This window comes from Priestia sp. YIM B13491, assembly GCF_042787605.1.
Lineage (GTDB): Bacteria > Bacillota > Bacilli > Bacillales > Bacillaceae_H > Priestia > Priestia megaterium_E.
In genome coordinates, this window is the sequence record NZ_JBHZOR010000001.1 from 662,855 (window position 1) to 689,182 (window position 26,328).

Sequence of the window (26,328 nt, forward strand, 5' to 3'; positions counted from 1 at the left end):
AAATGGGGAAAATTGCTTTTATCTTTCCAGGCCAAGGGTCACAAACTGTTGGTATGGGAAAAGATTTATATGATGGAACCGAGGAAGCGAAAAAGCTGATTCATACAGCTGACGAAGCTTTAGGGTTCAGTCTTTCAAACATTATTTTTGAAGGGCCTCAAGAAGAATTGACGTTAACTTATCACGCTCAACCTGCTCTTTTAACAACGAGTACAATGCTGCTTGAAGCATTTAAAACGAGCGGAATTACACCCGATTTTGTTGCGGGTCACAGTCTAGGAGAATACAGTGCGCTTGTGGCTGCTGAGGTTTTATCGTTTGAAGATGCCGTTGTTGCTGTTCACAAAAGAGGTCGCTATATGGACGAAGCTGTACCAGCAGGTCAAGGTACAATGTCAGCAGTGCTTGGCATGTCAGCAGAAGATTTAGAAGCTGTTACCGCTCAAATTACAAGCGAAGGCGACGCTGTCCAGCTTGCAAATATTAACTGTCCGGGTCAAATTGTTATTTCAGGTACGGTAAATGGCGTAGAAAAAGCTGGAGCTCTTGCCAAAGAAAAAGGTGCAAAACGCGTGATTCCTCTAGTGGTAAGCGGTCCGTTCCACTCTAGTTTAATGAAGCCAGCTGCTGAAAAACTACGTGATACGCTAGAAACAGTGGGCTTTAGCGATGCGAAAGTTCCAGTCATAGCAAACGTAACAGCAAAGCCGGTTACTGACAGTCAAGATATTCAAAACAAGCTAATGGAACAGCTGTATTCTCCGGTGAGATGGGAAGAAACAGTTGAGACACTTCTTGCAGAAGGTGTAGATACATTTGTTGAAATTGGACCAGGAAAAGTATTATCAGGTCTTGTGAAAAAAGTAAATCGCCGTGCGGCTGTTTATGCTGTTAATGATCTTACATCATTAAAATCAACGATTGAAGCACTAAAAGGGGGAGAATAACATGTTACAAGGGAAAGTTGCGGTTGTAACAGGCGCTTCTCGCGGAATTGGTCGTGCCGTTGCAATTGAGCTCGGAAAGCTTGGTGCTAAAGTAGTTGTAAACTATTCTGGCAGTGAAGCGAAAGCTCTTGAAGTAGTGGATGAAATTAAAGGATTAGGAACGGATGCAATTGCTGTACAAGCGAATGTGGCGGAAAGTGATTCTGTACAAGCAATGATAAAAGAAGCGATTTCTACATTTGGTTCAGTAGATATTTTAGTGAACAACGCGGGCATCACACGTGATAATCTTCTTATGCGTATGAAAGAAGACGAATGGGATGATGTTATTAATACAAACTTAAAAGGCGTATTTTTGTGTACAAAAGCGGTTACTCGTCAAATGATGAAGCAACGCGCAGGACGCATCATTAATATTTCATCAATTGTCGGCGTCAGCGGTAATGCTGGACAAGCAAATTATGTAGCAGCAAAATCAGGAGTGATTGGTTTAACAAAAACAACTGCCAAAGAATTAGCAAGCCGCAATATTACAGTGAATGCAGTTGCTCCTGGTTTCATTGCAACAGACATGACGGATAAATTGAATGAAGAAGTGCAGGCGGAAATGTTAAAGCAAATTCCTCTTGCAAGCTTTGGCCAGCCTGAGGATGTCGCGAACGCAGTTGCGTTTTTAGCATCAGATGCAAGCCGTTATATTACGGGTCAAACGATTCACGTTGACGGCGGAATGGTGATGTAAAAAAGGCACTTTACGAAAAGTGTAATTTGGTGATAAAGTACAAAGGGACGTTTACTAGGCGACCGATAAACTTTATTATTCAACCATAGTATTTTAGATGGAAATCATCTATAATGACTTGAGGGGAGGTGAAGAACAATGGCAGAGGTACTAGAACGCGTAACAACAATCATTGTTGATCGTCTTGGTGTAGACAAAAGTGAAGTGAAACTAGAATCTAGTTTCAAAGAAGACTTAGGTGCTGACTCTCTAGACGTAGTTGAATTTGTAATGGAGCTTGAAGAGGAATTCGATATCGAAATTTCTGACGAAGAAGCTGAAAAAATTTCAACTGTAGGAGATGCAGTTAATTACATACAGAGCCAAATTTAATCTGTAGTATATGTATGAAAAGCCCCGTTAAACAGCGGGGCTTTCTCTTCTTTTTAAGAATTTCAAAAAAAGACCTCTTTTTTTTGAAAAGGTAGTGTATCTTTTAGGATACCTCGTTTTATAATGAGAGATGTTAGGAAAAAACTACGAAACAATTGAAGCAGGTAAGCGGAGGTATTTTATGCCTAAACAATATTCAAATCGAGATCGAAAGATAAACGTGAAATTCAAGCAAAATTTTGCAGAGTTTCAAAAGGAAATTGGTATTCAGTTTACAAATGAAGCGCTTCTTTTTCAAGCATTTACACATTCATCCTATGTGAATGAGCATCGCAGAAGACCGTATGAAGACAACGAGCGTCTTGAGTTTTTAGGAGATGCCGTATTAGAGCTAACCGTATCGCAATTTCTATTTAAAAAATATCCAACGATGAGTGAAGGTGAGTTAACGAAGCTTCGTGCAGCAGTTGTGTGCGAACCGTCGCTTGTTACTTTTGCAAATGAAATGGATTTTGGTAAACTAGTGTTACTTGGAAAAGGTGAAGAGATGACAGGCGGCCGATCTAGACCGGCTTTACTGGCCGATGTGTTTGAAGCATTTATCGGAGCTCTTTATTTAGACCAAGGGCTTGATACGGTAGTAACGATTCTAAAAAAAGTTGTCTTTCCAAAAATTAATGAAGGTGCTTTTTCTCATGTGATGGATTTCAAAAGCCAGCTTCAAGAAGTGATTCAACGTGATGGAGTTGGACACTTAGAATACAAAGTTTTGCAAGAAAAAGGTCCAGCGCATAATCGCGAATTCTTATCTCGCGTATCGTTAAATGGTGAAGAGCTCGGCGTTGGTGTAGGGCGTTCGAAAAAAGAAGCAGAGCAAAAAGCAGCTCAAGTAGCTATTACGAAAATTAGAGCAAGTCAAACGAAATAAAATGATCCCCCTCTTAACGTATTCGTTATAAAGGGGGATTTGCTATGAAAAAATTACATGTGTGAGGGGGGATTTCTATGTTCCTCAAACGATTAGATATTGCAGGGTTCAAATCGTTTGCAGAAAAAGTATCGATAGATTTTGTGCCAGGTGTAACGGCGGTAGTAGGACCGAATGGAAGCGGAAAAAGCAACATTACGGATGCCATACGCTGGGTGCTTGGAGAACAGTCAGCCAAATCGCTTCGTGGAGGGAAAATGGAGGACATTATTTTTGCAGGAAGCGAATCGCGCCGTGCAGTAAATGTTGCTGACGTAACGCTTACGTTAGAAAATGATGACCAGTTTCTCCCGCTTGACTACCATGAAGTTAGTATTACAAGGCGCGTGTACCGCTCAGGAGACAGTGAATTTTTTATTAACAACCAGCCGTGCCGCTTGAAAGATATTGTCGATTTATTTATGGATTCAGGACTTGGAAGAGAAGCTTTTTCGATTATTAGTCAAGGAAAAGTAGAAGAAGTACTAAGCAGTAAATCTGACGAGCGCCGTAAAATTTTTGAAGAAGCAGCAGGTGTATTAAAATACAAAACGCGTAAACGAAAAGCGGAGCTTCGACTTCTCGAAACGCAAGAAAATTTAAATCGAGTGGTAGATATTCTTCATGAAATTGAAGGTCAGTTAGAGCCTTTACAGATTCAATCGTCTATTGCAAAAGATTATTTGCAGAAAAAAGAAGAATTAGAGCACATTGATGTGGCTGTTACGGTATTTGAAGTTGAAGATCTTCATCAGAAATGGGAAAAATTAAAAGCTGAAATGGCTCAGCACGAGCAGCTCGAAGAATCTCTCGCGACGAATATTCGTACGCGTGAAGGAGAAATCCAGACCCTTCGTTTGCACATTCAGCAAATAGATGAACAACTAGACTCTTTACATAAAAAACTACTATATGTAAGTGAAGAAGTAGAAAAGCTAGAAGGCAAAAAAGAAGTATTAAAAGAGCGTAAGAAAAACGCCTTTCAAAATAAAGAGCAGCTGGAACGTTTAGTAAAAGAGTATACTCATAAGCATCAAGAGCTAAGTAAAGCAAAAGACAGCGAAGGAAAAGATCTTGAGCAATCTCAAAAAGAAGTACAAGAGATACGTCTAAAGCTTACTGAGCAGGAACAGCTGTTCAGGCAGTACAGCGAGAATCTAGAAGAAAAACTTGAACAGATGAAAAGCGAGTATTTTGAATTAGCGAACGCTCAAACATCCGCTCGAAATGAAATTTCATTTTTAGAGCAGCAAAAAATGCAAACGTTTGAAAAAGAGCAGCGTTTAACAAAATCCAACGAGCAATACGTAGAACAGCGCCGTGAATTAACGCAGCGAAAAGAAGCGGCGATCAAAAGGCTTGCTCAGTTTCGTCAAGAGCTTCAGCAGGCTGTACACGTGTATAAGCAGCAAGGAGAGAAGCTTGAGTCATTAAGGCAAGCCTATCGTAAACAAGAGTCTACGCTTTATCAAGCTTATCAGTACGTGCAGCAGACAAAATCACGAAAAGAAATGCTTGAAGAGATGCAAGAAGACTATGAAGGTTATTTTCACGGTGTAAAAGAAGTGTTAAAAGCGCGTGATGAGAAGCTTGCAGGTATCAAAGGCGCCATTGCTGAGTTAATCAATGTTCCAAAAGAGTATGAAACAGCGCTTGAAATTGCGCTTGGAGGAGCAGCTCAGCATATTGTCGTTCAAGACGAACAAAGTGCACGTCAGGCAATTGGCTTTTTGAAACAAAATGGTTACGGGAGAGCTACATTTTTACCACTGACGTCTGTAAAAGACCGTTATGTTCCGGCTCAAACTATTTCTATGCTAGAGAGTCACGAAGCGTATGTAGGGATCGCTTCATCTCTTGTTAAATACGAAGCTACCTACGACCGAGTTATTAAAAATTTGCTTGGAACCGTTATTGTTGTCAATGATTTAAAAGGTGCAAATGAACTTGCCCGTCTTGTGCAGCATCGCTATCGTTTTGTGACCGTTAAAGGAGATGTCGTCAACCCCGGTGGTTCGATGACAGGGGGTTCCATGAAGCAAAAGTCCAACTCTTTATTAGGCCGTCAGCGTGAAGTGGAAGCCATTACGGCAAAAATAGAAGAGATGGAACAAAAGACGCTTGTGCTCGAGCAAGATGTAAAAGATAAAAAGTCACAGATTGAAGGGCTTCAACAGGAAATTAATAAACAGCAGGCATTTGTGGAACGCTTGAAAGACAAAGAGCAGGAATCTGACCGAGAAGTAAAGCAAATTGACATCGAAGAAAAAGCAGTGAATGACCGTTTAACCATGTACGATCATGATATTGCTAGCTTTAGGCAAGATCAAACAAGTTTGTCCGCTCGAATTGATGAGCTGCATACGAGTTTGCAAGGAAATCAGCAGCAGGCAAATGTGTTAGAGAAAAACATTGAAGAGTTAGCTGCACGCAAGCATACACAGCAAACGTCTAAAGAAACGGTTCAACATGAGCTTACAGAAGTAAAAGTGCTTCTTGCGAAAAAAGAACAGTTCCTCACAAATCAGCAAGAAAAATATGAAAGAGTGTGCTTTGAGCTTGATCAAACCATTCAGCGTTTGTCTGAAGCTACAGATGATCTTTCTCTTTTAACGAGTGAAATCACGAGCAATGACTCGGGTGAACTTAAGCTCGAAGAAGCGGCGCATGAGCGAATAAAAGAAAAGACAGAAACGTTACAATTAATGGATGACTGCAGATCAGAGCGGTTGAAAGCCCAGAATAAACTTGAAGACGAAGAGAGGGTTGTAAAAGAGCTGCAGCGTCAGTACAAACAAATTACGGATGCTTTAAAAGATGAAGAAGTCAAAATCAATCGAATTGACGTAGAGCTAGACAGCCGTCTGCAGCAGCTGACAGAAGAGTACGAAATTAGCTTTGAAGCAGCAAAAGAAAAATATCCTTTAACATTAGATATTCAAGAAGCGAGGAAAAAAATCAAGCTCATTAAGCTGGCAATTGATGAATTAGGAACCGTAAACTTAGGTTCTATTGAACAATACGAACGCGTTTCAGAGCGCTATGAATTTTTAAATACGCAGCGAGCGGACCTTGACGAAGCGAAAAATACGCTGTATCAAGTGATTGAAGAAATGGACGAGGAAATGAAGAAACGTTTTTCTGATACGTTCACTCGTATCCGCAATGAATTTGGTACAGTGTTCTCTTCCCTATTCGGAGGAGGAAAGGCGGATTTGAAATTAACAGATCCGAAAGATTTATTAAATACAGGTGTAGAAATTGTTGCCCAGCCTCCTGGGAAAAAACTGCAGAATCTAGGGTTGCTGTCAGGCGGCGAGCGTTCGTTAACAGCCATTGCCCTCCTGTTTTCTATTTTGAAAGTACGTCCGGTGCCGTTTTGTGTGCTAGATGAGGTGGAAGCGGCGCTTGATGAAGCAAACGTTCATCGCTTCGCTACGTATTTACGCAAATTTAGTAATCAAACACAGTTCATTGTTATTACTCACCGAAAAGGTACAATGGAAGAAGCTGATGTACTGTACGGTGTGACAATGCAAGAATCTGGCGTATCGAAATTAGTCTCTGTTCGTTTAGAAGAATCAAAGCAATATGTTTAACTCATAGAATGAAAGGGTGGTACGAATGAGCTTTTTTAAGAAACTAAAAGAAAAAATTACAATGCAAACCGATTCTGTTACACAAAAATTTAAAGATGGACTATCAAAAACGCGCAATTCTTTTTCAGAACGCGTGAATGATCTAGTGTCTCGCTATCGTCAAGTAGACGAAGAGTTTTTTGAGGAATTAGAAGAAATTTTAATTAGTGCTGATGTCGGTGTGGCTACCGTGTTGGATTTAATTGATGACTTAAAATCGGAAGTGAAACGCCGTAATATTAAGGATCCTCAAGATGTGCAGGCTGTTATCTCTGAGAAATTAATTGACATTTATGAGTCTGGTGAAGAGCAGATTGGTGAACTGAATATGCAGCAAAATGATTTAACAGTGATCTTGTTTGTAGGGGTAAACGGCGTTGGGAAAACAACAACAATTGGGAAAATTGCGCATAAATTCAAACAAGAAGGCAAAAAAGTTGTAATGGCAGCAGGTGATACGTTCCGTGCTGGTGCGATTGAGCAGTTAGAAGTATGGGGAGAACGCGTTGGTGTTGATGTTATTAAGCAATCTGCAGGTTCTGACCCTGCCGCTGTCATGTATGACGCTGTTCAGTCAGCCAAGGCTCGAAAAGCAGATGTTTTACTATGTGATACAGCAGGCCGCCTTCAAAATAAAGTGAATTTAATGAAAGAATTAGAGAAAGTAAAGCGTGTTATTGAGCGAGAAATTCCTGGTGCTCCTCATGAAGTACTGCTTGTACTTGATGCGACGACGGGTCAAAACGCTTTAAGTCAGGCTAAAACATTCTCAGAAGCAACGAACGTGACGGGAATTGTGTTGACAAAACTAGATGGTACGGCTAAAGGTGGAATTGTTCTTGCCATTCGAAACGAACTGAAGCTTCCTGTTAAATTCGTTGGACTTGGAGAAAAAGTGGACGATCTTCAGCCGTTTGACACGGAGCAATATATTTATGGATTATTTGCCAATGCTGTAGAAGAAGAAACAGAAAAAGAGGCGTAATCTAAAAAGAGGCTAGGATATAAGTATCTTAGTTGAAGGAAGATCCGAACGGTTAATCGTTCGGATTTTTTATTAGTAGGATGGACGCAGGTTTCATATTTATTCGTCTTTAAATTGAAGTAATTTAGTTATGTCTCCATCTCTTTTAAGTGGGAAAATGTGAGGTGTTAAGGAAAAAACTTGACATTCAAACCTCGCCTAGTTAAACTAATAACATGTAAAGGCTTTTCACTTAACAAGGGGGCGGTCAGATGGTTGAAAAGAGCGTGCATATGCTCGAAAAAACAACAAGAATGAATTACTTATTTGACTTCTATCAGGCGCTGTTGACGCCCAAACAAAGAAGTTATATGTCACTTTATTACTTGGATGATTATTCCCTCGGTGAAATAGCGGAAGAATTTGATGTGAGTCGTCAAGCAGTTTATGATAATATAAAACGTACAGAGCAAATGCTTGAACAATATGAGGAAAAGCTATTGTTATTTCAACGGTTTCAAGAGCGTCAATCAATTGTTCAACAACTGAAAGACGAACTTGCAGCCGACTTACACAAGAATAGTAAGCTTTCTTCTCTTCTTGATTCGCTCGAGAAATTAGATTAGGGGGCGGCGTATATGGCATTTGAAGGATTAGCCGACCGTTTGCAAAGCACACTGCAAAAGTTAAAAGGAAAAGGAAAAGTTAACGAAGCTGACGTTAAAGAAATGATGCGTGAAGTTAGACTTGCCCTTTTAGAAGCCGATGTAAACTTTAAAGTAGTAAAAGACTTTGTTAAGCGCGTAAGCGAACGTGCTGTAGGTCAAGACGTTCTTAAGAGCTTAACGCCTGGACAACAAGTTATTAAGGTTGTACAAGAAGAATTAACTGCACTTATGGGCGGAGAGCAAAGCAAGATTGCAGTAGCTCCGAAAGCTCCAACTGTAATTATGATGGTTGGACTTCAAGGTGCAGGTAAAACAACAACAACCGGTAAACTTGCCAATTTATTACGTAAAAAATATAACCGTAATCCATTGCTTGTAGCAGCAGATATTTATCGTCCGGCAGCTATTAAACAGCTTGAAACACTAGGAAAACAGCTTAGCATGTCTGTTTTTTCATTAGGTGATCAAGTAAGTCCTGTGGAGATTGCGAAACAAGCTATTGCTCATGCGAAAGAAGAGCATCACGATTATGTATTAATTGATACAGCGGGACGTTTGCATGTTGATGAAAATCTAATGGAGGAGTTAGAACAGATCAAAGAGCTTTCTAACCCAGACGAAATTTTCCTTGTTGTCGATGCGATGACGGGTCAAGATGCAGTAAACGTTGCGGATAGCTTTAATAAGCAATTAGGATTAACTGGAGTTGTATTAACGAAACTAGACGGCGATACGCGCGGTGGTGCAGCGCTTTCTATTCGTGCAGTAACCGATACACCAATTAAATTTGTCGGTCTTGGAGAAAAAATGGATGCTATTGAAGCATTCCATCCAGAGCGTATGGCTTCCCGTATCTTAGGTATGGGTGATGTGCTGACGCTTATCGAAAAGGCTCAGGCCAATGTAGATGCTGAAAAAGCAAAAGAGCTTGAAGCTAAGCTGCGCACGCAGTCATTTACATTTGATGACTTTTTAGATCAACTTGCTCAGGTGCGTCAAATGGGACCGCTTGATGAGCTGATTGGTATGCTTCCGGGCGCCAATAAAGTAAAGGGGCTCAAAAACCTGCAGGTTGATGAAAAGCAAATTAATCATGTAGAAGCAATTATTCGTTCTATGACGAAAGCGGAAAAAACAAACCCTGAAATCATTAATGCAAGTCGAAGAAAGCGTATTGCAAAAGGAAGCGGACGTTCTGTACAAGAAGTTAACCGTTTGCTTAAACAATTTGAAGATATGAAAAAAATGATGAAACAAATGACAAATATGTCAAAAGGCAAGAAAAAGGGTATGAAACTTCCATTCTTTTCATGATAAAACGCTTGATTTGGACTGAAAAACCAAAGAAAATAAAATATTTTTCTAGTGTTAAGAAAAAAACCTTTACAAACATTTTACCTATTTGATATTATATTATCTTGTTGAAACATATTCGGAGGTGCTTTATAAAATGGCAGTAAAAATTCGTTTAAAACGTATGGGAGCTAAAAAATCTCCTTTCTATCGTATCGTAGCAGCAGACTCTCGTTCACCACGTGATGGACGTTACATCGAAGTAGTTGGAACTTACAATCCTGTAGTTCAACCAGCTGAAGTTAAAATCGATGAAGAGCTAGCTCTTAAATGGTTACAAAATGGTGCTAAACCATCTGATACAGTTCGTAACCTTTTCTCTAACGAAGGCATCATGGAAAAATTCCATAATGCTAAATTAGGAAAATAATTTCACTCGAGATGACATCACTAATCGAAACAATTGTAAAGCCGCTTGTTGATTACCCAGCTGATGTTAAAGTGGAGGAACAAGAAGATGAACGTCAAGTGACGTACATCCTTACTGTTCACCAAGAAGATGTCGGCAAAGTAATTGGCAAACAAGGCCGCGTTGCAAAAGCGATTCGAACTGTTGTGAATGCAGCAGCATCACAGCAAGGTAAAAAAGTGTATGTGAAAATTCAAGAGTAATCAAAAAGGGAGAGGGATAACCTCGCCCTTTTTTTATGTTATGATAAGATGAACGTTTTGATCACAGTAAGTCTTTTGCGAGCAAGAAGCAGCTATTTCAATATGCATGTAAAAAGCACAAGGTCACTATCTTGAGAGCGGAGGGAACGTTTTGAACATTATTCAAAAAGTGGTTGTGAAACAAGTGTTAACTGAAGCAAGCAAACAAGATCTTGAAAATCGTTTTATAAACCGCAAGCAGGCGCTTGAAAAAGAGATGGAACAGCTGAAATTTCAGTTAAAGCACATGGAAAAAGCCAATAAAGGTTCTTCTTTATTACATAGTCAGTTTGAAAAAGAAAAATCCGCTCGCCTTGAAAAAATTGAAGTGTTGAACTTTCAGCTGACGCAATTAGAAAAGCTTCCTTTAGGGAGCGAACTCGTTGAAACGGAACTGGATGCCTTGGTAGAGGTAAAAATCGGCGATGATTGGGAAAAGATAAAAGAAAGTAAAACAATTATTATAAAAGATAGCAAAGTTGTTGAGATTAGATAGAGGTGAAGAAGCATGGAATGGTTTAAGGTTGGAAAAATTGTGAATACCCACGGTGTAAAAGGAGAAGTTCGTATTGTATCAACTACGGATTTTGCTGATGAGCGCTATGAAAAAGGAAATAAACTTTATATCTTCAAAGAAAAGCAAAGCGAGCCGGTAGAAGTAACGGTAGCAAGCCACCGCAGGCATAAAAATTTTGATCTGCTTACATTCGAAGGCTACCACAACGTAAATGATGTTGAGCAGTATAAAAACTGTGAAGTGAAAATCCCTGAGGAGCAGCTAACGGATTTAGAAGACGGTGAATTCTATTTCCACGAAATTATTGGGTGTACAGTAAAAACAGAAGACGGGGTAGAGGTAGGAACGGTCAAAGAAATTTTAACGCCGGGAGCTAATGATGTGTGGGTTGTTAAAAAAGGCGGAAAAGAAGTTCTTATTCCTTACATCGACGACGTTGTACAATCTATTGATATAGATGAAAAAGAGATTGTTATTACGGTAATGGAAGGGTTATTGGACTAATGAAAATTGATGTACTGTCGCTATTTCCTTCTATGTTTGACGGTGTTTTTGGTGAATCAATTTTGAAAAAAGCACAGGAAAAAAATGCGGTTGAACTGAATGTAGTTAATTTCCGAGAATACTCTACGAACAAACATCAAAATGTGGACGATTATCCTTACGGCGGAGGTGCTGGAATGGTATTGACACCTCAGCCTATTTTTGACGCTGTAGAAAAGCTGACTGAAACAGCTAAGAAGCCCCGGGTAGTTTTGCTTTGTCCCCAGGGCGAACGCTATACGCAGGCAAAAGCAGAAGAGCTAGCAGCGGAAGAGCACTTAATTTTTATTTGCGGTCATTACGAAGGGTATGATGAACGGATTCGTGAGCAGCTGGTAACTGATGAAATTTCAATTGGTGACTATGTATTAACTGGAGGAGAGCTTGGTGCAATGGTTGTGATCGATAGCGTTGTTCGCCTGCTTCCTGATGTGCTTGGCAATAATCATTCAGCTGTACAAGACTCACACAGTACAGGTTTACTAGAGCACCCGCACTATACGCGTCCTGCTGATTTTAGAGGCTTAACAGTTCCTGAAGTACTTATGTCAGGAAATCATAAAAAAATTGAACAGTGGCGCCAAAAAGAGTCTTTAAAGCGCACGTTGCTTCGAAGACCGGATATGCTTGAAAAAATGGAGCTAACGGAAGAGCAAAAGAAAGTAGTAGCTCAATTAAAAGAGGAAAACAACCTTTCATAAATCCATAAAATTTATGCATAAACTCTGTTGCATACGGTATAAGAGTGTGCTAAGATAGATTTTGTGGCTTGGGCAGATGTCTGGTCACCTATAACGATGTTCCGCTGCAATGATTGAAAAGCATTGGTATGAGCGTCTGTTGGAAGGAGTTGAAACACGCGATGCAAAAATTAATCGAAGAGATTACAAAAGAACAATTAAAAACAGATCTTCCTACGTTCCGTCCTGGTGATACTGTACGTGTACACGTAAATATCGTTGAGGGTACTCGTGAACGTGTTCAGGTATTTGAAGGTGTTGTTATTAAGCGTCGTGGCGGTGGTATCAGCGAAACATTTACAGTACGTAAGATTTCTTACGGTGTAGGTGTAGAGCGTACATTCCCACTTCATACGCCAAAAATTGCAAAAATCGAAGTAATGCGCCGCGGTAAAGTACGCCGTGCGAAACTTTATTACCTACGTGAATTACGTGGTAAAGCTGCGCGTATTAAAGAAATTCGATAATAGTAAAGGGGAGCTTGTTTATACAAGCTCCTTTTTTCAAATGTTTTTTTAGAACGATTCGTTCTCTGACAGTAAAAAATAGACGTACAAGTCATCATTTTTTTATTCTATTTATTTATTAGGCGTTTCAAACATTATCGTTTAAAATAAAGGTATGACATAAGAGTTGGAGGACTGAAGATGGCTCGAAAGAAAAATGAACTGTGGGAATGGATAAAAGCAATCGCCATTGCCGTACTGTTAGCTGTTGTAATTCGCTATTTTTTGTTTGCACCGATTGTAGTAGATGGCCTTTCTATGATGCCTACGCTGCATGACCAAAATCGAATGATTGTAAATAAGTTCTCCTATAAGATTGGTGATCCTGATCGCTTTGATATTATTGTTTTTCATGCTACAGCGGAAAAAGATTACATAAAACGTATTATCGGACTGCCGGGTGATCATATTGAGTATCGAAATGATACGCTATATGTAAATGGAAAAGCTTATAAAGAGCCCTATTTAGATCAGTATAAAAAAGAAGTGATTGACGGTAATTTAACCGAAGATTTTAAACTAGAAGACGTAACGGGTAAAAAGACCGTGCCAGAAGGCTATTTGTTCGTGATGGGAGACAATCGACGCTACAGTAAAGACAGCCGTCAGATTGGCTTTGTGAGCATGGACAAGGTGCTTGGTAAAACGAGTGCCGTATACTGGCCGATTAAAGAAGCGCGTTTTGCAAAGTAAAATATAAAAGGTGAGTAAAATATGACAATTCAATGGTTTCCTGGCCACATGGCCAAGGCCAGAAGACAAGTAACTGAAAAGCTAAAATTGATTGATATTGTATACGAACTGGTTGATGCACGCATTCCGCAATCATCGCGAAATCCAATGATTGATGAGATTATTGTGAACAAGCCGAGAATCGTATTGCTGAATAAAGTGGACAAAGCTGATCCGCGCGTTACTCAGCAGTGGCTAGATTATTACAAAGCACAAGGTATTTATGCCTTAGCTATTGACGCACAAGCAGGTAAAGGAATGAAACAAATTGTTTCGTCTTCCAAAGAACTTCTTCAAGAGAAGTTTGACCGTATGCGCGCAAAAGGAGTCAAAAAACCCCGCGCTATTCGAGCGATGATTGTAGGGATTCCTAACGTTGGTAAATCAACGCTGATTAATCGCCTTGCCAGTAAAAAAATCGCCAAGACCGGAGATCGTCCAGGTGTGACGCAAGCACAGCAGTGGATTAAGGTAGGAAATGAGCTGGAGCTACTTGATACGCCAGGTATTTTGTGGCCTAAGTTTGAAGATGAAACAGTTGGATATAAGCTTGCGACAACGGGTGCTATTAAAGATACCATTTTAAATATGCAAGATGTTGCTGTTTATGCGCTGCGCTTCTTAACTAGCCATTACCCAGAACAATTAAAGCAGCGTTATGATTTAAATGAAATCCCTGAAGACATTGTAGAGCTTTTTGATGCAATTGGGTCGCGCCGCGGCTGTTTAATGGGTGGCGGCATGGTGGATTACGATAAAACGGCTGAGCTTGTTCTTCGAGAAATTCGAACGGATAAAATTGGCACCTTTACATTTGATGATCCAAGTGAAGCTGAACAGCAGCTGTAAGCAATACATTGCAAACTGAAACAAAAAACGCCTCTGCCTTTTTAGCATGAGGCGTTTTTTATGTAAAAGTGCCGCATGAAAATGTTGATATAAAGAAGGTGGAGCTAATGAAAAAGAGTATTAAGGAAATAAAAGAAGAACTAAAGCAAGTTAGAAGCCCGGAAGATGCTTTATTTAAGGCATATGCGCAAGATGAGCGTAAAGGTGTGCAGCAGGTTATTATTCAAAAACAAAGGCAATTTGAAGCCGCTGAGGGCTTGAAGAAACAGTTTGATGAAATGATGGCATATGAAAACGAATTATACAATCAAGGAGCAACCTATATTGCCGGAGTAGATGAAGTAGGAAGAGGACCGTTAGCAGGACCGGTAGTAGCTGCTGCTGTTATTTTGCCGCCGGATTTTTTTCTCCCTGGTTTGACGGATTCAAAGAAGTTATCAGAAGCAAAGCGAGAAGCGTTTTATGAAGAAATTTGTAAAAGCGCTGTCGCTATCGGTATAGGTATTATAGACGCAGAGGTCATTGATTCTATTAATATTTATGAAGCAACAAAAAAGGCAATGACTGAAGCAATTGAACTTCTAGCTGTCCAGCCTGATGAACTGCTTATTGATGCGATGAAGCTGCCGGTGCCTATTTCACAGCAGTCAATCATCAAAGGCGATGCTACAAGCATTTCCATTGCTGCAAGTTCTGTTATTGCAAAAGTGACGCGAGATCGAATGATGAAAGAACTTGGTGAACGCTATCCTGCATACGAATTCGAAAAACATATGGGATATGGAACAAAACAACATTTAGAAGCAATCGACCAATATGGAATTTTGCCAGAACACCGCCGATCTTTTGCACCAATAAAAAACCAAGTAAACTAGAACATGATACCCAAGCATATCTCTGCTTTTTAGCGCATGTTTCACATGCGGGATTTTAGGCTTAAAAAGGATATAGCTTATTTAAGTGGAGATATTGCAGAGGGTGAAGTTCGTAAATTATTTTCCTCTCAGTTCGCTTCAGTTGTGAAGGTTGATTTACATGATCAACCGTACGTTTAACGTCCGCAGAGTCTCATTGACCTCATAAGGTATGGTTAAGTACTATCTCCATAAAAATATCAATTTTCTTATTATTTCAATATTTTTCACTAGAATAGTAGACAATTAGACAATTATTTTTATACAATGAAAGCGCAGTCTATTTTGTGCAGTATAGTTTTGTGGTTGATTATGTTAGGAGGATGGGAAATGAATATCCATGAGTATCAAGGAAAAGAACTACTCAGAAAATATGGGGTTGCAGTACCAAACGGTCGAGTAGCTTTTACTGTTGAAGAAGCAGTTGAAGCAGCAAAGGAATTAGGTTCACAAGTATCAGTGGTGAAAGCACAAATCCATGCTGGTGGACGCGGTAAAGCGGGCGGTGTCAAAGTAGCAAAAAACTTAGATGAAGTTCGTACATATGCACAAGATATTTTAGGAAAGACCCTCGTAACACACCAAACAGGCCCTGAAGGAAAAGAAGTTAAGCGCTTGTTAGTTGAAGAGGGATGCGATATTAAGAAAGAATACTACATCGGTTTAGTTCTTGATCGTGCAACATCTCAAGTTGTATTGATGGGTTCTGAAGAAGGTGGAACTGAAATTGAAGAAGTGGCGGAAAAAACGCCTGAAAAAATCTTTAAAGAATATGTGGATCCTGCGATTGGTTTACAAGCATTCCAAGCTCGCAGACTTGCATTTAATATTAATATTCCAAAAGAACTAGTTGGAAAAGCAGTTAAGTTCATGACAGGTTTATATACAGTATTTGTTGAAAAAGACTGCTCAATTGCAGAGATTAATCCTCTAGTTGTAACAGGTGACGGAGACGTTATGGCATTGGATGCGAAGTTAAACTTTGATTCAAATGCGCTGTATCGTCAAAAAGATATTCTTGAATATCGTGACCTTGAAGAGGAAGATGCTAAAGAAATTGAAGCATCTAAATACGACTTAAGCTACATTTCACTAGATGGTAATATCGGTTGTATGGTAAACGGTGCAGGTTTAGCAATGGCAACGATGGATATTATTAAACATTACGGAGGCGACCCTGCTAACTTCCTGGATGTTGGGGGCGGCGCAACTGCTGAAAAAGTAACAGAAGCATTCAAAATTATTTTATCTGACCAAAATGTAAAAGGTATTTTCGTTAATATTTTCGGCGGGATTATGAAATGTGATGTTATTGCAACAGGTGTTGTTGAAGCAACGAAACAAGTTGGATTAAGCCTTCCATTAGTTGTTCGCTTAGAAGGAACAAACGTTGAACTTGGAAAAGAAATTTTACAAAAATCAGGCTTAAATATCACAGCTGCTGAATCTATGGCAGACGGCGCACAAAAAATCGTTTCACTAGTGAAATAGAAAGGCTGGGGGATAGGAATGAGCGTATTTATTAATCAAGATACAAAAGTAATTGTACAAGGAATTACAGGCGGAGTTGGCCTTTTTCATACACAGCAAATGTTAGAATATGGAACGAAAATTGTTGGTGGCGTAACACCAGGTAAAGGCGGCTTAGAAGTAGAAGGTGTTCCGGTATTTAATACGGTTGCCGAGGCAAAAGAAAAAACAGGCGCAACGGCTTCTGTTGTATATGTTCCGCCAGCATTCGCAGCTGACTCCATTATTGAAGCAGTTGACGCAGATTTAGATTTAGTTATTTGTATTACGGAAGGTATTCCAGTATTAGATATGGTAAAAGTAAAGCGTTATATGGAAGGAAAACGTACGCGCCTTGTGGGACCTAACTGCCCAGGTGTTATTACACCGGAAGAATGTAAAATTGGAATTATGCCAGGGTACATTCACAAAAAAGGTCATGTAGGTGTAGTTTCACGTTCTGGTACATTAACATATGAAGCTGTTCATCAACTTTCTGAAGCTGGCATTGGCCAATCAACAGCTGTTGGTATCGGTGGTGACCCAGTGAACGGCACGAACTTTATCGATGTATTAAAAGCGTTTAATGAAGATGAAGATACGTATGCAGTAATTATGATTGGTGAAATCGGCGGTACGGCAGAAGAAGAAGCGGCAGAATGGGTAAAAGCAAACATGACAAAACCTGTGGTTGGCTTCATTGGCGGTCAAACAGCACCTCCAGGAAAACGTATGGGCCATGCTGGTGCTATTATTTCAGGTGGTAAAGGGACAGCATCTGAAAAAATTAAAACAATGAATGAGTGCGGTATCCAAGTAGCTGAAACACCATCTGTTATGGGAGAAACACTTATTAAAGTGTTAAAAGAACAAGGCATTTACGAGCAGTGTAAGACTCATTAATAGAAGACATATAGCCTCCTTTGACTGGGGGCTATTTTGTCCATTTAAAAAGGAGATTGTAGAATGTCTGATTTACGGGAAAAATTAATTCATTTAGCACATTGTCCATCTGTTAATTGGAAACAAATTTTTACGCTACTTCAACAGAATTCTTCATTACAAAATCTCTACGAGTACTCTCCATCACAGCTTCAAAAACTATTGACTCTCTCGATTGAACGTGCTAATCAAATAAAAAAAGATTTGCAAACTATTCCAATACGAGATATTCTAGATAAATATGACGCTGAGAATATTCAATGTGTCACCATCCTAGATGATGAATATCCTGAACTTTTGCGCCATATTTATGATCCGCCTTGGGTATTATTTGCAAGAGGAAAGATTTCTCTCCTACATGCTACGGCAAGCTTAAGCGTTGTAGGAACAAGGAATCCCACTTCATATGGAACTGCAGCTCTGACTCATATTGTTAAGCCGATGCTGCATGAAGAATTTGTCGTTGTAAGTGGACTGGCCTTAGGGATTGACCAGGCTGCTCATGAACTGGCTATCGCTGAAAAAGCTAAAACGATTGCAGTTTTAGGCGGAGGGTTTTATAATATTTACCCAAGAGGAAACCAAAATTTAGCAAGAGAAATTGCGCAGCATCATTTGCTGCTTTCTGAATATGCCCCGTTTATGAAGCCGACAAAATGGTTTTTCCCTCGCAGAAACAGAATCATTAGCGGATTAACAGGAGGCACGTTGGTGGTGCAAGCAAAAGAAAGAAGTGGATCTTTTATTACCGCCGACCAGGCGCTTCAGCAAGGAAGAGAAGTATTTGCCATACCGGGTTCTATTTTTGAAGAAACATCATGTGGAACGAATAAGTTAATCCAATTAGGGGCAAAACTTGTGCAAAGCGCTGCTGATATTACAGATGAAATGATGTATATAAGATGAATGTTTCAAAGTAGTCATATTCTTGCATGGTATGAAATACTAGTGAGATACGTAGTAAAATCGTATGACTTATCTTTTGGACATTTGACAAACAAGAACCAAATATTTAATAATAATGAAGATTTTATTCTACCTCTTGAGGAGGAACAAATAGATGTCTGACTACCTAGTAATTGTAGAATCGCCTGCAAAGGCTAAAACAATTGAACGTTATTTAGGAAAGAAATATAAAGTAAAAGCATCGATGGGACATGTTCGCGATTTACCTAAAAGTCAAATGGGAATTGATATTGAACAGGATTACAATCCGAAATATATTACAATTCGCGGGAAAGGCCCGGTTTTAAAAGAACTAAAAACAGCGGCTAAAAAAGCAAAGAAGATTTACCTAGCAGCCGATCCAGACCGTGAAGGAGAAGCGATTGCATGGCACTTGGCGCACAGTTTGGATGTAGACATTGCATCGGACTGCCGCGTAGTATTTAATGAGATTACAAAAGAAGCGATTAAAGAATCTTTTAAACATCCACGAGCAATTAATATGGATTTAGTAGATGCTCAACAAGCACGCCGTATTCTTGACAGGCTGGTTGGCTACAACATCAGTCCATTGCTGTGGAAAAAAGTGAAAAAAGGATTAAGTGCCGGAAGGGTTCAATCAATTGCAGTGCGGTTAATTATTGATCGTGAAAAAGAAATTGCAAAGTTTATCCCAGAAGAATACTGGACGGTAAAAGCAACTTTTCAAAAAGGGAACGACCAATTTGAAGGCCAGTTGATCGAATATCAAGGAAAAAAAGTAGAGCTATCGAATGAAAATGATGTAACCAACATTGTTAAACAATTAGATGGAAATGAATTTTCAATTTCTAAAGTAACAAAACGTGAGCGAAAGCGTAATGCGGCTCCTTCTTTTACCACGTCTTCATTACAGCAAGAGGCAGCGCGGAAACTGAACTTCCGAGCGAAAAAAACAATGATGATTGCGCAGCAATTATATGAAGGAATTGATTTAGGAAAAGAAGGCACAGTAGGTCTTATCACGTATATGCGTACCGATTCTACTCGTATTTCAGAAACAGCTCAAACGGAAGCTAGAGATTACATTACGAACGCATACGGAAATCAGTTTGTGGCAACGGAAAAGCGTAAAGAAAAGAAAAATTCGAACGCGCAAGATGCCCACGAAGCGATTCGTCCAACTTCAGCTCTTCGTAAACCAGGAGAGGTAAAAGAGTTCTTATCGCGTGATCAGTATCGACTGTATAAGCTAGTATGGGAGCGCTTCGTTGCTAGTCAAATGGCACCTGCAATTATGGATACAATGGCTGTAGATTTGAAAAATGGAGACGTAACATTTAGAGCAAACGGCTCCAAAGTTAAATTTCCAGGCTTTATGAAAGTGTATGTTGAAGGCAATGATGATCAAGTGGAGGAAAAAGAAAATCTTCTTCCAGATTTAGAAGAAGGAGAAGTAGCTTATTCTAAAGACATCGATGAAAAGCAGCACTTCACACAGCCGCCGCCAAGATATACTGAAGCTCGTTTAGTCAAGACATTAGAAGAGCTAGGCATTGGCCGACCGTCTACATATGCTCCAACACTTGACACGATTCAAAAGCGCGGGTACGTAGCGCTCGATAACAAGCGTTTTGTTCCAACAGAACTTGGAGAAATTGTACTAGAGCTTGTATTGGAGTTTTTCCCGGAAATTTTAGATGTAGAGTTTACAGCTAAAATGGAAAACGATTTGGATGAAGTGGAAGATGGTAATGTTCAATGGGTGCGTGTTATTGACGAATTTTACAGTGATTTTGAAAAACGCTTAGAACATGCTGAAAAAGAAATGCGCGAAGTGGAGATTAAAGATGAACCTGCCGGAGAAGATTGCGGAGAATGCGGTTCACCTATGGTATACAAAATGGGACGCTATGGAAAATTTATGGCATGCTCTAATTTCCCTGACTGCCGCAACACAAAGCCAATTGTAAAAGAGATTGGCGTAAAGTGTCCGAAATGTGAAGAAGGAAATATCGTTGAGCGAAAATCGAAGAAAAAGCGTACATTTTATGGCTGTGATCGATTCCCGGGCTGTGACTTCGTATCTTGGGATAAGCCGATTGCAAGAAAATGTCCGAAATGTGAAAACCTGCTTGTGGAGAAAAAACAGAAAAAAGGAACTCAAGTCGTCTGTACAAGTTGTGATTATAAAGAGGAAGCTCAGCAGTAAAAGAGAATGGGATGAATTCCCACACTTTAAATTTAAAAATAGCAGTTATATAAGATGCGGCGACATTGCTTCATGTGCTAAAATGGAAACGTTATTAGCGACATTGAGTAATGTCGCATTTTCTTTGTCCCGTTAAAAAAGGAACAGACAAGTGAATGAATAAGGAAAATGATAGAAAAGATAGAAATGAAGTTGGAGGATTTACAATGAATGAACAAGTAATTAATGTTATCGGAGCAGGTCTTGCTGGAAGTGAAGCAGCTTGGCAAATCGCAAAGCGCGGTTTGAAAGTCCGCCTTTATGAGATGAGACCAGTGAAGCAAACACCTGCTCATCATACGGACAAATTTGCTGAATTAGTATGTAGTAATTCACTGCGTGCGAATACATTAACAAATGCAGTGGGTGTTTTAAAAGAAGAAATGCGATTATTAGACTCTGTAATTATTCGTTCAGCAGACGAATGTGCGGTTCCAGCAGGTGGAGCACTGGCTGTTGATCGTCACGAATTTGCCGCTCGTGTGACGGAAAGCGTTAAAAACCATCCGAACGTAACGGTTGTTAACGAAGAGATTACGGAAATTCCACAAGGACCAACTGTTATTGCAACAGGTCCGTTAACGTCAAAAGATTTATCGGAACAGCTGCGCGCGTTAACAAGTGAAGATTATTTATATTTTTACGATGCGGCTGCACCTATTATTGAAAAAGACAGCATTGATATGGATAAAGTATATCTGAAATCTCGCTATGACAAAGGGGAAGCTGCCTATTTAAACTGTCCGATGACAAAAGAAGAATTCCAGCGTTTTCATGAAGCATTAATCAATGCAGAGACGGTTCCTTTAAAAGAATTTGAGAAAGAAATTTATTTTGAAGGATGTATGCCAATTGAAGTAATGGCTTCACGCGGAGAAAAAACAATGCTCTTTGGACCAATGAAACCAGTTGGGTTAGAAGATCCGAAAACAGGAAAGCGACCTTATGCAGTTGTTCAGCTTCGTCAAGATGATGCAGCAGGTACACTATATAATATCGTAGGTTTCCAAACACATTTAAAATGGGGAGCACAAAAAGAAGTATTGAGCTTAATCCCAGGTTTAGAAAATGCAGAAGTAGTACGCTATGGAGTTATGCATAGAAATACGTTTATTAATTCTCCTAAATTGTTAAAGCCTACGTATCAATATCGTGAGCGTGATGACTTATTCTTTGCTGGACAAATGACGGGAGTAGAAGGATATGTAGAATCAGCGGCGAGCGGACTAATGGCAGGAATGAACGCGGCTCGACTTGTACTTGGTGAAGAATTGGTTGTATTGCCGCAGGAAACAGCGATTGGCAGTATGGCTCACTATATCACACATACAAACGCAAAAAATTTCCAGCCGATGAATGCCAACTTTGGCTTATTCAAAGAATTGGAAGTGCGAATCAAAAACAAACAAGAACGAAATGAAACGCTTGCTAAACGAGCATTGGAAACTATTCAGAATTTTACAACAAAATAATCAAAATTGTTTGCAAGGGCTACTTAATTGTGATAATATTTAGTAGCCCTTGTGAGGTGATAACATTGGAATTTGTTAAAGATGTATTAAATTCCTTTCTAGAATATTTACAAATTGAGAAAAATTATTCAAAATATACAGTTGACTGCTATGAAAAAGACATAGTTATCTTTATGTCTTTTATGCAGGAAGAGCAAATACAAAACCTACAAAGTGTTACATATGCTGATGCAAGGCTGTTTTTAACACGCCTATATGAAAAGCAGTATTCAAAAAGATCGATGTCACGCAAAATTTCTTGTTTGAGAACGTTTTATCGTTACTTAAATAGAGAAGAATTAGTAGAAGATAATCCATTTGCGCTCGTTACCCTTCCTAAAAAGGAGGAGCGAAATCCTCGCTTCCTGTATGAAGAGGAGATTGTGAAATTATTTCAAATGAATGACTTAACAACTCCGTTAGGGCAGCGTAATCAGTCTCTATTAGAATTGCTGTATGCCACCGGAATACGAGTGAGTGAATGTGCATCTATTAAGCTTAGCGATATAGATTTTTCACTTCAAACTTTGCTCGTATATGGCAAAGGGAAAAAACAACGGTACGTGCCATTTGGCTGTTATGCCAAGGACGCTCTTAGAGTATATATAGATAATGGAAGAAAGCTTCTTTTAAAAAAGGCTCCTTCTGATACTCATTCGCTCTTTTTAAATTACAAGGGGACACCGTTGACAGACCGAGGCATACGCTTAGTCATTGATCAGTTAGTAAAGAAGACCGCTGAGAATATACATATTAGTCCACACGTTTTGCGGCATACTTTTGCGACTCATATGTTAAATGAAGGGGCAGATTTACGTACAGTTCAAGAAATGCTAGGTCATGAACATTTATCAACCACTCAAATATACACACATGTGACGAAGGATCGTTTAAAGGCAGTTTATATGAATCACCATCCTCGCGCATAAAAGGAGGAGTTAATTTGTCTACTTTCCATGCTACTACGATTTTTGCGGTTCAGCATAACGGTCAATGTGCCATGTCTGGGGACGGACAAGTAACGTTCGGTAATGCTGTTGTGATGAAACATACTGCTCGAAAAGTAAGACGTCTATTTCAAGGGCAAGTTCTTGCCGGCTTTGCAGGTTCAGTAGCTGATGCATTCACTCTTTTTGAATTATTTGAAACGAAGCTTGAAGAGTATAACGGAAATCTTCAGCGTGCAGCCGTTGAGCTTGCTAAACAATGGAGAAGTGACAAAGTATTGCGAAAGTTAGAAGCAATGCTTATTGTTATGAACAAAGATAACTTGCTGCTAGTATCAGGAACAGGTGAAGTTATTGAACCGGACGACGGCATTTTAGCAATTGGATCAGGCGGAAATTATGCTTTATCAGCGGGACGTGCATTAAAACAACATGCAGGCGAACATTTAACAGCTAAAGAAATTGCAAAAGCAGCTTTAGATGTAGCAAGTGAGATATGTGTTTATACAAATGATCATATTATTGTAGAAGAACTGTAGGAAAGGGGATTTTTTTATGAATTCTCATTTAACACCTCGACAAATTGTAGAAAAGCTCGATCAGTATATTATTGGTCAAACGAAGGCAAAGAAAGCGGTCGCTGTTGCGCTGCGAAATCGCTATCGACGCGGTCTGCTAGACGAATCTTTACGTGATGAAGTTGTGCCGAAAAACATTTTAATGATTGGTCCTACAGGTGTGGGTAAAACCGAGATTGCACGCCGCTTAGCTAAGCTTGTCGGTGCACCTTTTATTAAGGTTGAGGCAACAAAATTTACGGAAGTTGGATATGTAGGACGCGATGTAGAATCAATGGTTCGTGATTTAGTGGAAACGTCAGTTCGACTTGTGAAAGAAGAAAAAATGAACGGCGTGCGTGATCGCGCAGAAGAAAATGCAAACAAGCGGATAGTAGAGCTTCTTGTTCCAAGCAAAAAGAAGCAGCAATCGTTTAAAAATCCGTTTGAAATGATTTTTTCAAACGGTACACAGTCAAGCGATGCGGATCCTGATCAAGACGAGGAAACGAATATTGCAACGAAGCGCAAGCAGATTGCTCATCAACTTGCTTTAGGAGAGCTTGAAAATCATTATGTCACAATTGAAGTAGAAGAGCAACAGCCTTCTATGTTTGATATGTTACAAGGTTCGGGTATGGAACAAATGGGCATGAACATGCAGGATGCCTTAAGCAATTTTATGCCTAAAAAACAAAAAAAGCGCAAGCTTACTGTTAAAGATGCACGAAAAGTATTAACAAATGAAGAAGCGCAAAAATTGATTGATATGGATGAAGTTACGCAAGAAGCTGTGAATCGTGCAGAACAATACGGAATTATTTTTATTGACGAAATTGATAAAATTGCTCAGAAAAGTGGTAATTCATCTTCCGCTGATGTTTCACGTGAAGGCGTGCAGCGAGATATTTTACCAATTGTAGAAGGATCAACGATTGTTACAAAATATGGCGCAGTCAAAACTGATCATGTTTTATTTGTAGCAGCCGGTGCTTTCCATGTATCAAAACCGTCGGATTTAATTCCAGAATTGCAGGGGCGATTCCCAATTCGCGTTGAATTAACGAAGCTAACCGTTGAAGATTTTATAAACATTTTAGTAGAGCCAGATAATGCGTTATTAAAGCAATATGCGGCATTATTGGAAACTGAAGGTATACAAATTGAATTTTCTGACGATGCTATACGTAAGATTGCAGAAATTGCATATCAGGTAAATCAAGATACAGATAATATTGGTGCAAGAAGGCTTCATACAATTTTAGAACGTTTGCTAGAGGATTTATCGTTTGAAGCACCGGAAGTAACATTAGAGAAAATTGTGATTACTCCGCAGTACGTGGAAGAAAAATTAGAAAAAATCGCTAAAAACAAAGATTTGAGTCAATTTATTTTATAGAACTGAAATCGCAGGAGGAAGAGTACTAATGGATTTATTAGGGAAAACTAGAAAGATTAATGCAATGCTACAAAAAGCAGCTGGTAAACCAGTAAACTTTAAAGAAATGGCTGAAACACTTTGCGAAGTGATCGAATCAAACGTATTCGTAGTAAGCCGTCGCGGTAAATTATTAGGAATCGCTGTTAAGCAGCAAATTGAGAATGCGCGTATGAAAGATATGTTAGAAGCACGCCAGTTTCCAGAAGAATATACTCAAAGCCTATTTAACATTCAAGAAACATCTTCTAACTTAAACATTGAAAGTCAATATACAGCTTTTCCAGTTGAAAATAAAGACTTATTTGATGCAGGACTAACAACAATCGTTCCAATTATCGGAGGCGGAGAGCGTCTAGGTACGCTTGTACTATCTCGTTTAGACCGTCAGTTCGAAGACGATGATTTAATCCTTGCTGAATACGGTGCAACGGTAGTAGGTATGGAAATTCTTCGTGAAAAAGCAGAAGAGATTGAAGAAGAAGCGCGTAGCAAAGCTGTTGTACAAATGGCAATTAGCTCATTATCATACAGTGAGTTAGAAGCTATTGAGCATATCTTTGAAGAGTTAAATGGAAATGAAGGACTATTAGTCGCAAGTAAAATTGCTGACCGCGTTGGAATTACACGTTCAGTAATCGTAAATGCGCTACGTAAATTAGAAAGTGCTGGTGTTATCGAATCACGTTCTTTAGGAATGAAAGGAACTTACATTAAAGTTCTTAACAACAAATTCTTAGTAGAGCTTGAAAAATTAAAATCTAACTAAGTTTATGAACAAAAAAGCACACGGGCTTTGCCCGTGTGCTTTTTTGTATGCTCTCAGTACAAAAAGATTCGCTGTGGGTTAAGACGATTCGTTCACTATTTTTATAAATCTTTAACAAAGTTCATATAAAAATCTAAAAATTATATTATAGAATCTTTAAATAGTAAAAAGATACTAGTTGATTACAAATCGTTACTTTTATTACATATTGTTCAGGACTTATGGTATATATTTTGATTTTAAATTAAAAAAATAGAGCTAAAGTATAGCATTGATGTTAAAATATGCTTGGAAAACGAATGAAAATTTTGGTTTATAGTCCAAAAGTTCTTAAAAAAGGATAGACATTGCATGAAGTTTTTCTTACAATAAGTTCT

At 39.2% G+C, this 26,328-nt stretch carries 26 protein-coding genes; all 26 read left to right on the forward strand.

Annotation, left to right across the window (positions count from 1 at the left end):
• Positions 1–2: 2 nt before the first annotated feature.
• The 26 genes from fabD (at position 3) to codY (ending at position 25,951) form a co-directional block, all read left to right on the forward strand.
• Positions 3–947, forward strand: a complete 945-nt coding sequence (gene fabD, locus ACFX4E_RS03405) for an ACP S-malonyltransferase (RefSeq protein ID WP_377258777.1) — start codon at positions 3–5, stop codon at positions 945–947.
• Position 948: 1 nt separating this feature from the next.
• Positions 949–1,689 (forward strand): 3-oxoacyl-[acyl-carrier-protein] reductase, encoded by a 741-nt coding sequence (fabG, locus tag ACFX4E_RS03410; protein ID WP_013058906.1) that lies wholly within the window; start codon positions 949–951, stop codon positions 1,687–1,689.
• A gap of 138 nt (positions 1,690–1,827) precedes the next feature.
• Positions 1,828–2,061 (forward strand): acyl carrier protein, encoded by a 234-nt coding sequence (gene acpP, locus ACFX4E_RS03415; RefSeq protein WP_013058905.1) that lies wholly within the window; start codon positions 1,828–1,830, stop codon positions 2,059–2,061.
• Between the two features lie 181 nt (positions 2,062–2,242).
• Positions 2,243–2,989, forward strand: coding sequence for a ribonuclease III (rnc, locus tag ACFX4E_RS03420; protein ID WP_028410797.1), 747 nt, complete (start codon positions 2,243–2,245; stop codon positions 2,987–2,989).
• Between the two features lie 77 nt (positions 2,990–3,066).
• On the forward strand, positions 3,067–6,627 hold the full coding sequence (gene smc / locus ACFX4E_RS03425) for a chromosome segregation protein SMC (protein ID WP_377258780.1): 3,561 nt from the start codon (positions 3,067–3,069) through the stop codon (positions 6,625–6,627).
• 25 nt (positions 6,628–6,652) lie between these two features.
• Complete coding sequence (ftsY, locus tag ACFX4E_RS03430; RefSeq protein WP_013058902.1) at positions 6,653–7,651, forward strand: signal recognition particle-docking protein FtsY; 999 nt, start codon at positions 6,653–6,655, stop codon at positions 7,649–7,651.
• 272 nt (positions 7,652–7,923) lie between these two features.
• Positions 7,924–8,256: a putative DNA-binding protein gene (locus tag ACFX4E_RS03435; protein WP_025750337.1), complete on the forward strand. Its 333-nt coding sequence runs from the start codon at positions 7,924–7,926 to the stop codon at positions 8,254–8,256.
• Positions 8,257–8,268: 12 nt separating this feature from the next.
• On the forward strand, positions 8,269–9,612 hold the full coding sequence (gene ffh / locus ACFX4E_RS03440) for a signal recognition particle protein (protein WP_013058900.1): 1,344 nt from the start codon (positions 8,269–8,271) through the stop codon (positions 9,610–9,612).
• 136 nt (positions 9,613–9,748) lie between these two features.
• Entirely contained in the window at positions 9,749–10,021 is a 273-nt protein-coding gene (rpsP, locus tag ACFX4E_RS03445; protein ID WP_013058899.1) for a 30S ribosomal protein S16, read from the forward strand.
• A gap of 11 nt (positions 10,022–10,032) precedes the next feature.
• Positions 10,033–10,263: a KH domain-containing protein gene (locus ACFX4E_RS03450; RefSeq protein WP_013058898.1), complete on the forward strand. Its 231-nt coding sequence runs from the start codon at positions 10,033–10,035 to the stop codon at positions 10,261–10,263.
• A 151-nt stretch (positions 10,264–10,414) separates the two neighbouring features.
• Entirely contained in the window at positions 10,415–10,798 is a 384-nt protein-coding gene (locus ACFX4E_RS03455; protein ID WP_013058897.1) for a YlqD family protein, read from the forward strand.
• 12 nt (positions 10,799–10,810) lie between these two features.
• The gene (gene rimM, locus ACFX4E_RS03460) at positions 10,811–11,323 is read left to right on the forward strand and encodes a ribosome maturation factor RimM (RefSeq protein ID WP_028410799.1); all 513 of its coding nucleotides are present in this window, start codon (positions 10,811–10,813) and stop codon (positions 11,321–11,323) included.
• Positions 11,323–12,063 carry a tRNA (guanosine(37)-N1)-methyltransferase TrmD gene (gene trmD, locus ACFX4E_RS03465; RefSeq protein WP_028410800.1) on the forward strand — a complete coding sequence of 247 codons (741 nt, stop codon included), beginning with the start codon at positions 11,323–11,325 and terminating at the stop codon, positions 12,061–12,063. The genes rimM and trmD overlap by 1 nt, the downstream gene beginning before the upstream one ends.
• Before the next feature lie 161 nt (positions 12,064–12,224).
• Positions 12,225–12,569: a 50S ribosomal protein L19 gene (gene rplS / locus ACFX4E_RS03470; RefSeq protein ID WP_013084808.1), complete on the forward strand. Its 345-nt coding sequence runs from the start codon at positions 12,225–12,227 to the stop codon at positions 12,567–12,569.
• 180 nt (positions 12,570–12,749) lie between these two features.
• Positions 12,750–13,301: a signal peptidase I gene (lepB, locus tag ACFX4E_RS03475; protein WP_013058893.1), complete on the forward strand. Its 552-nt coding sequence runs from the start codon at positions 12,750–12,752 to the stop codon at positions 13,299–13,301.
• Between the two features lie 21 nt (positions 13,302–13,322).
• Positions 13,323–14,189, forward strand: coding sequence for a ribosome biogenesis GTPase YlqF (gene ylqF, locus ACFX4E_RS03480; protein ID WP_028410801.1), 867 nt, complete (start codon positions 13,323–13,325; stop codon positions 14,187–14,189).
• Between the two features lie 107 nt (positions 14,190–14,296).
• Entirely contained in the window at positions 14,297–15,064 is a 768-nt protein-coding gene (locus tag ACFX4E_RS03485) for a ribonuclease HII (protein WP_377258783.1), read from the forward strand.
• 369 nt (positions 15,065–15,433) lie between these two features.
• A complete protein-coding gene (gene sucC / locus ACFX4E_RS03490; protein ID WP_013058890.1) occupies positions 15,434–16,594 on the forward strand; it encodes an ADP-forming succinate--CoA ligase subunit beta in 1,161 nt (386 codons plus the stop codon).
• A gap of 18 nt (positions 16,595–16,612) precedes the next feature.
• The gene (gene sucD, locus ACFX4E_RS03495; RefSeq protein ID WP_013058889.1) at positions 16,613–17,515 is read left to right on the forward strand and encodes a succinate--CoA ligase subunit alpha; all 903 of its coding nucleotides are present in this window, start codon (positions 16,613–16,615) and stop codon (positions 17,513–17,515) included.
• A gap of 63 nt (positions 17,516–17,578) precedes the next feature.
• Entirely contained in the window at positions 17,579–18,460 is an 882-nt protein-coding gene (dprA, locus tag ACFX4E_RS03500) for a DNA-processing protein DprA (RefSeq protein WP_043976470.1), read from the forward strand.
• Between the two features lie 154 nt (positions 18,461–18,614).
• Positions 18,615–20,690 carry a type I DNA topoisomerase gene (topA, locus tag ACFX4E_RS03505; RefSeq protein WP_028410804.1) on the forward strand — a complete coding sequence of 692 codons (2,076 nt, stop codon included), beginning with the start codon at positions 18,615–18,617 and terminating at the stop codon, positions 20,688–20,690.
• Between the two features lie 206 nt (positions 20,691–20,896).
• The gene (trmFO, locus tag ACFX4E_RS03510; RefSeq protein ID WP_028410805.1) at positions 20,897–22,201 is read left to right on the forward strand and encodes an FADH(2)-oxidizing methylenetetrahydrofolate--tRNA-(uracil(54)-C(5))-methyltransferase TrmFO; all 1,305 of its coding nucleotides are present in this window, start codon (positions 20,897–20,899) and stop codon (positions 22,199–22,201) included.
• Positions 22,202–22,266: 65 nt separating this feature from the next.
• The gene (xerC, locus tag ACFX4E_RS03515) at positions 22,267–23,169 is read left to right on the forward strand and encodes a tyrosine recombinase XerC (RefSeq protein WP_028410806.1); all 903 of its coding nucleotides are present in this window, start codon (positions 22,267–22,269) and stop codon (positions 23,167–23,169) included.
• A gap of 14 nt (positions 23,170–23,183) precedes the next feature.
• Positions 23,184–23,726, forward strand: a complete 543-nt coding sequence (gene hslV, locus ACFX4E_RS03520) for an ATP-dependent protease subunit HslV (RefSeq protein ID WP_013058884.1) — start codon at positions 23,184–23,186, stop codon at positions 23,724–23,726.
• Between the two features lie 16 nt (positions 23,727–23,742).
• The gene (hslU, locus tag ACFX4E_RS03525; protein ID WP_013084801.1) at positions 23,743–25,143 is read left to right on the forward strand and encodes an ATP-dependent protease ATPase subunit HslU; all 1,401 of its coding nucleotides are present in this window, start codon (positions 23,743–23,745) and stop codon (positions 25,141–25,143) included.
• Between the two features lie 28 nt (positions 25,144–25,171).
• A complete protein-coding gene (gene codY, locus ACFX4E_RS03530) occupies positions 25,172–25,951 on the forward strand; it encodes a GTP-sensing pleiotropic transcriptional regulator CodY (protein WP_013058882.1) in 780 nt (259 codons plus the stop codon).
• Positions 25,952–26,328: the final 377 nt, after the last annotated feature.

Excerpts from the sequence above, each read along its gene's own strand:
- fabD (WP_377258777.1), top strand. The coding sequence starts at position 3 with ATGGGGAAAATTGCTTTTATCTTTCCAGGCCAAGGGTCACAAACTGTT.
- fabG (WP_013058906.1), top strand. The coding sequence starts at position 949 with ATGTTACAAGGGAAAGTTGCGGTTGTAACAGGCGCTTCTCGCGGAATT.
- acpP (WP_013058905.1), top strand. The coding sequence starts at position 1,828 with ATGGCAGAGGTACTAGAACGCGTAACAACAATCATTGTTGATCGTCTT.
- rnc (WP_028410797.1), top strand. The coding sequence starts at position 2,243 with ATGCCTAAACAATATTCAAATCGAGATCGAAAGATAAACGTGAAATTC.
- smc (WP_377258780.1), top strand. The coding sequence starts at position 3,067 with ATGTTCCTCAAACGATTAGATATTGCAGGGTTCAAATCGTTTGCAGAA.
- ftsY (WP_013058902.1), top strand. The coding sequence starts at position 6,653 with ATGAGCTTTTTTAAGAAACTAAAAGAAAAAATTACAATGCAAACCGAT.
- ACFX4E_RS03435 (WP_025750337.1), top strand. The coding sequence starts at position 7,924 with ATGCTCGAAAAAACAACAAGAATGAATTACTTATTTGACTTCTATCAG.
- ffh (WP_013058900.1), top strand. The coding sequence starts at position 8,269 with ATGGCATTTGAAGGATTAGCCGACCGTTTGCAAAGCACACTGCAAAAG.
- rpsP (WP_013058899.1), top strand. The coding sequence starts at position 9,749 with ATGGCAGTAAAAATTCGTTTAAAACGTATGGGAGCTAAAAAATCTCCT.
- ACFX4E_RS03450 (WP_013058898.1), top strand. The coding sequence starts at position 10,033 with ATGACATCACTAATCGAAACAATTGTAAAGCCGCTTGTTGATTACCCA.
- rimM (WP_028410799.1), top strand. The coding sequence starts at position 10,811 with ATGGAATGGTTTAAGGTTGGAAAAATTGTGAATACCCACGGTGTAAAA.
- trmD (WP_028410800.1), top strand. The coding sequence starts at position 11,323 with ATGAAAATTGATGTACTGTCGCTATTTCCTTCTATGTTTGACGGTGTT.
- rplS (WP_013084808.1), top strand. The coding sequence starts at position 12,225 with ATGCAAAAATTAATCGAAGAGATTACAAAAGAACAATTAAAAACAGAT.
- lepB (WP_013058893.1), top strand. The coding sequence starts at position 12,750 with ATGGCTCGAAAGAAAAATGAACTGTGGGAATGGATAAAAGCAATCGCC.
- ylqF (WP_028410801.1), top strand. The coding sequence starts at position 13,323 with ATGACAATTCAATGGTTTCCTGGCCACATGGCCAAGGCCAGAAGACAA.
- ACFX4E_RS03485 (WP_377258783.1), top strand. The coding sequence starts at position 14,297 with ATGAAAAAGAGTATTAAGGAAATAAAAGAAGAACTAAAGCAAGTTAGA.
- sucC (WP_013058890.1), top strand. The coding sequence starts at position 15,434 with ATGAATATCCATGAGTATCAAGGAAAAGAACTACTCAGAAAATATGGG.
- sucD (WP_013058889.1), top strand. The coding sequence starts at position 16,613 with ATGAGCGTATTTATTAATCAAGATACAAAAGTAATTGTACAAGGAATT.
- dprA (WP_043976470.1), top strand. The coding sequence starts at position 17,579 with ATGTCTGATTTACGGGAAAAATTAATTCATTTAGCACATTGTCCATCT.
- topA (WP_028410804.1), top strand. The coding sequence starts at position 18,615 with ATGTCTGACTACCTAGTAATTGTAGAATCGCCTGCAAAGGCTAAAACA.
- trmFO (WP_028410805.1), top strand. The coding sequence starts at position 20,897 with ATGAATGAACAAGTAATTAATGTTATCGGAGCAGGTCTTGCTGGAAGT.
- hslU (WP_013084801.1), top strand. The coding sequence starts at position 23,743 with ATGAATTCTCATTTAACACCTCGACAAATTGTAGAAAAGCTCGATCAG.
- codY (WP_013058882.1), top strand. The coding sequence starts at position 25,172 with ATGGATTTATTAGGGAAAACTAGAAAGATTAATGCAATGCTACAAAAA.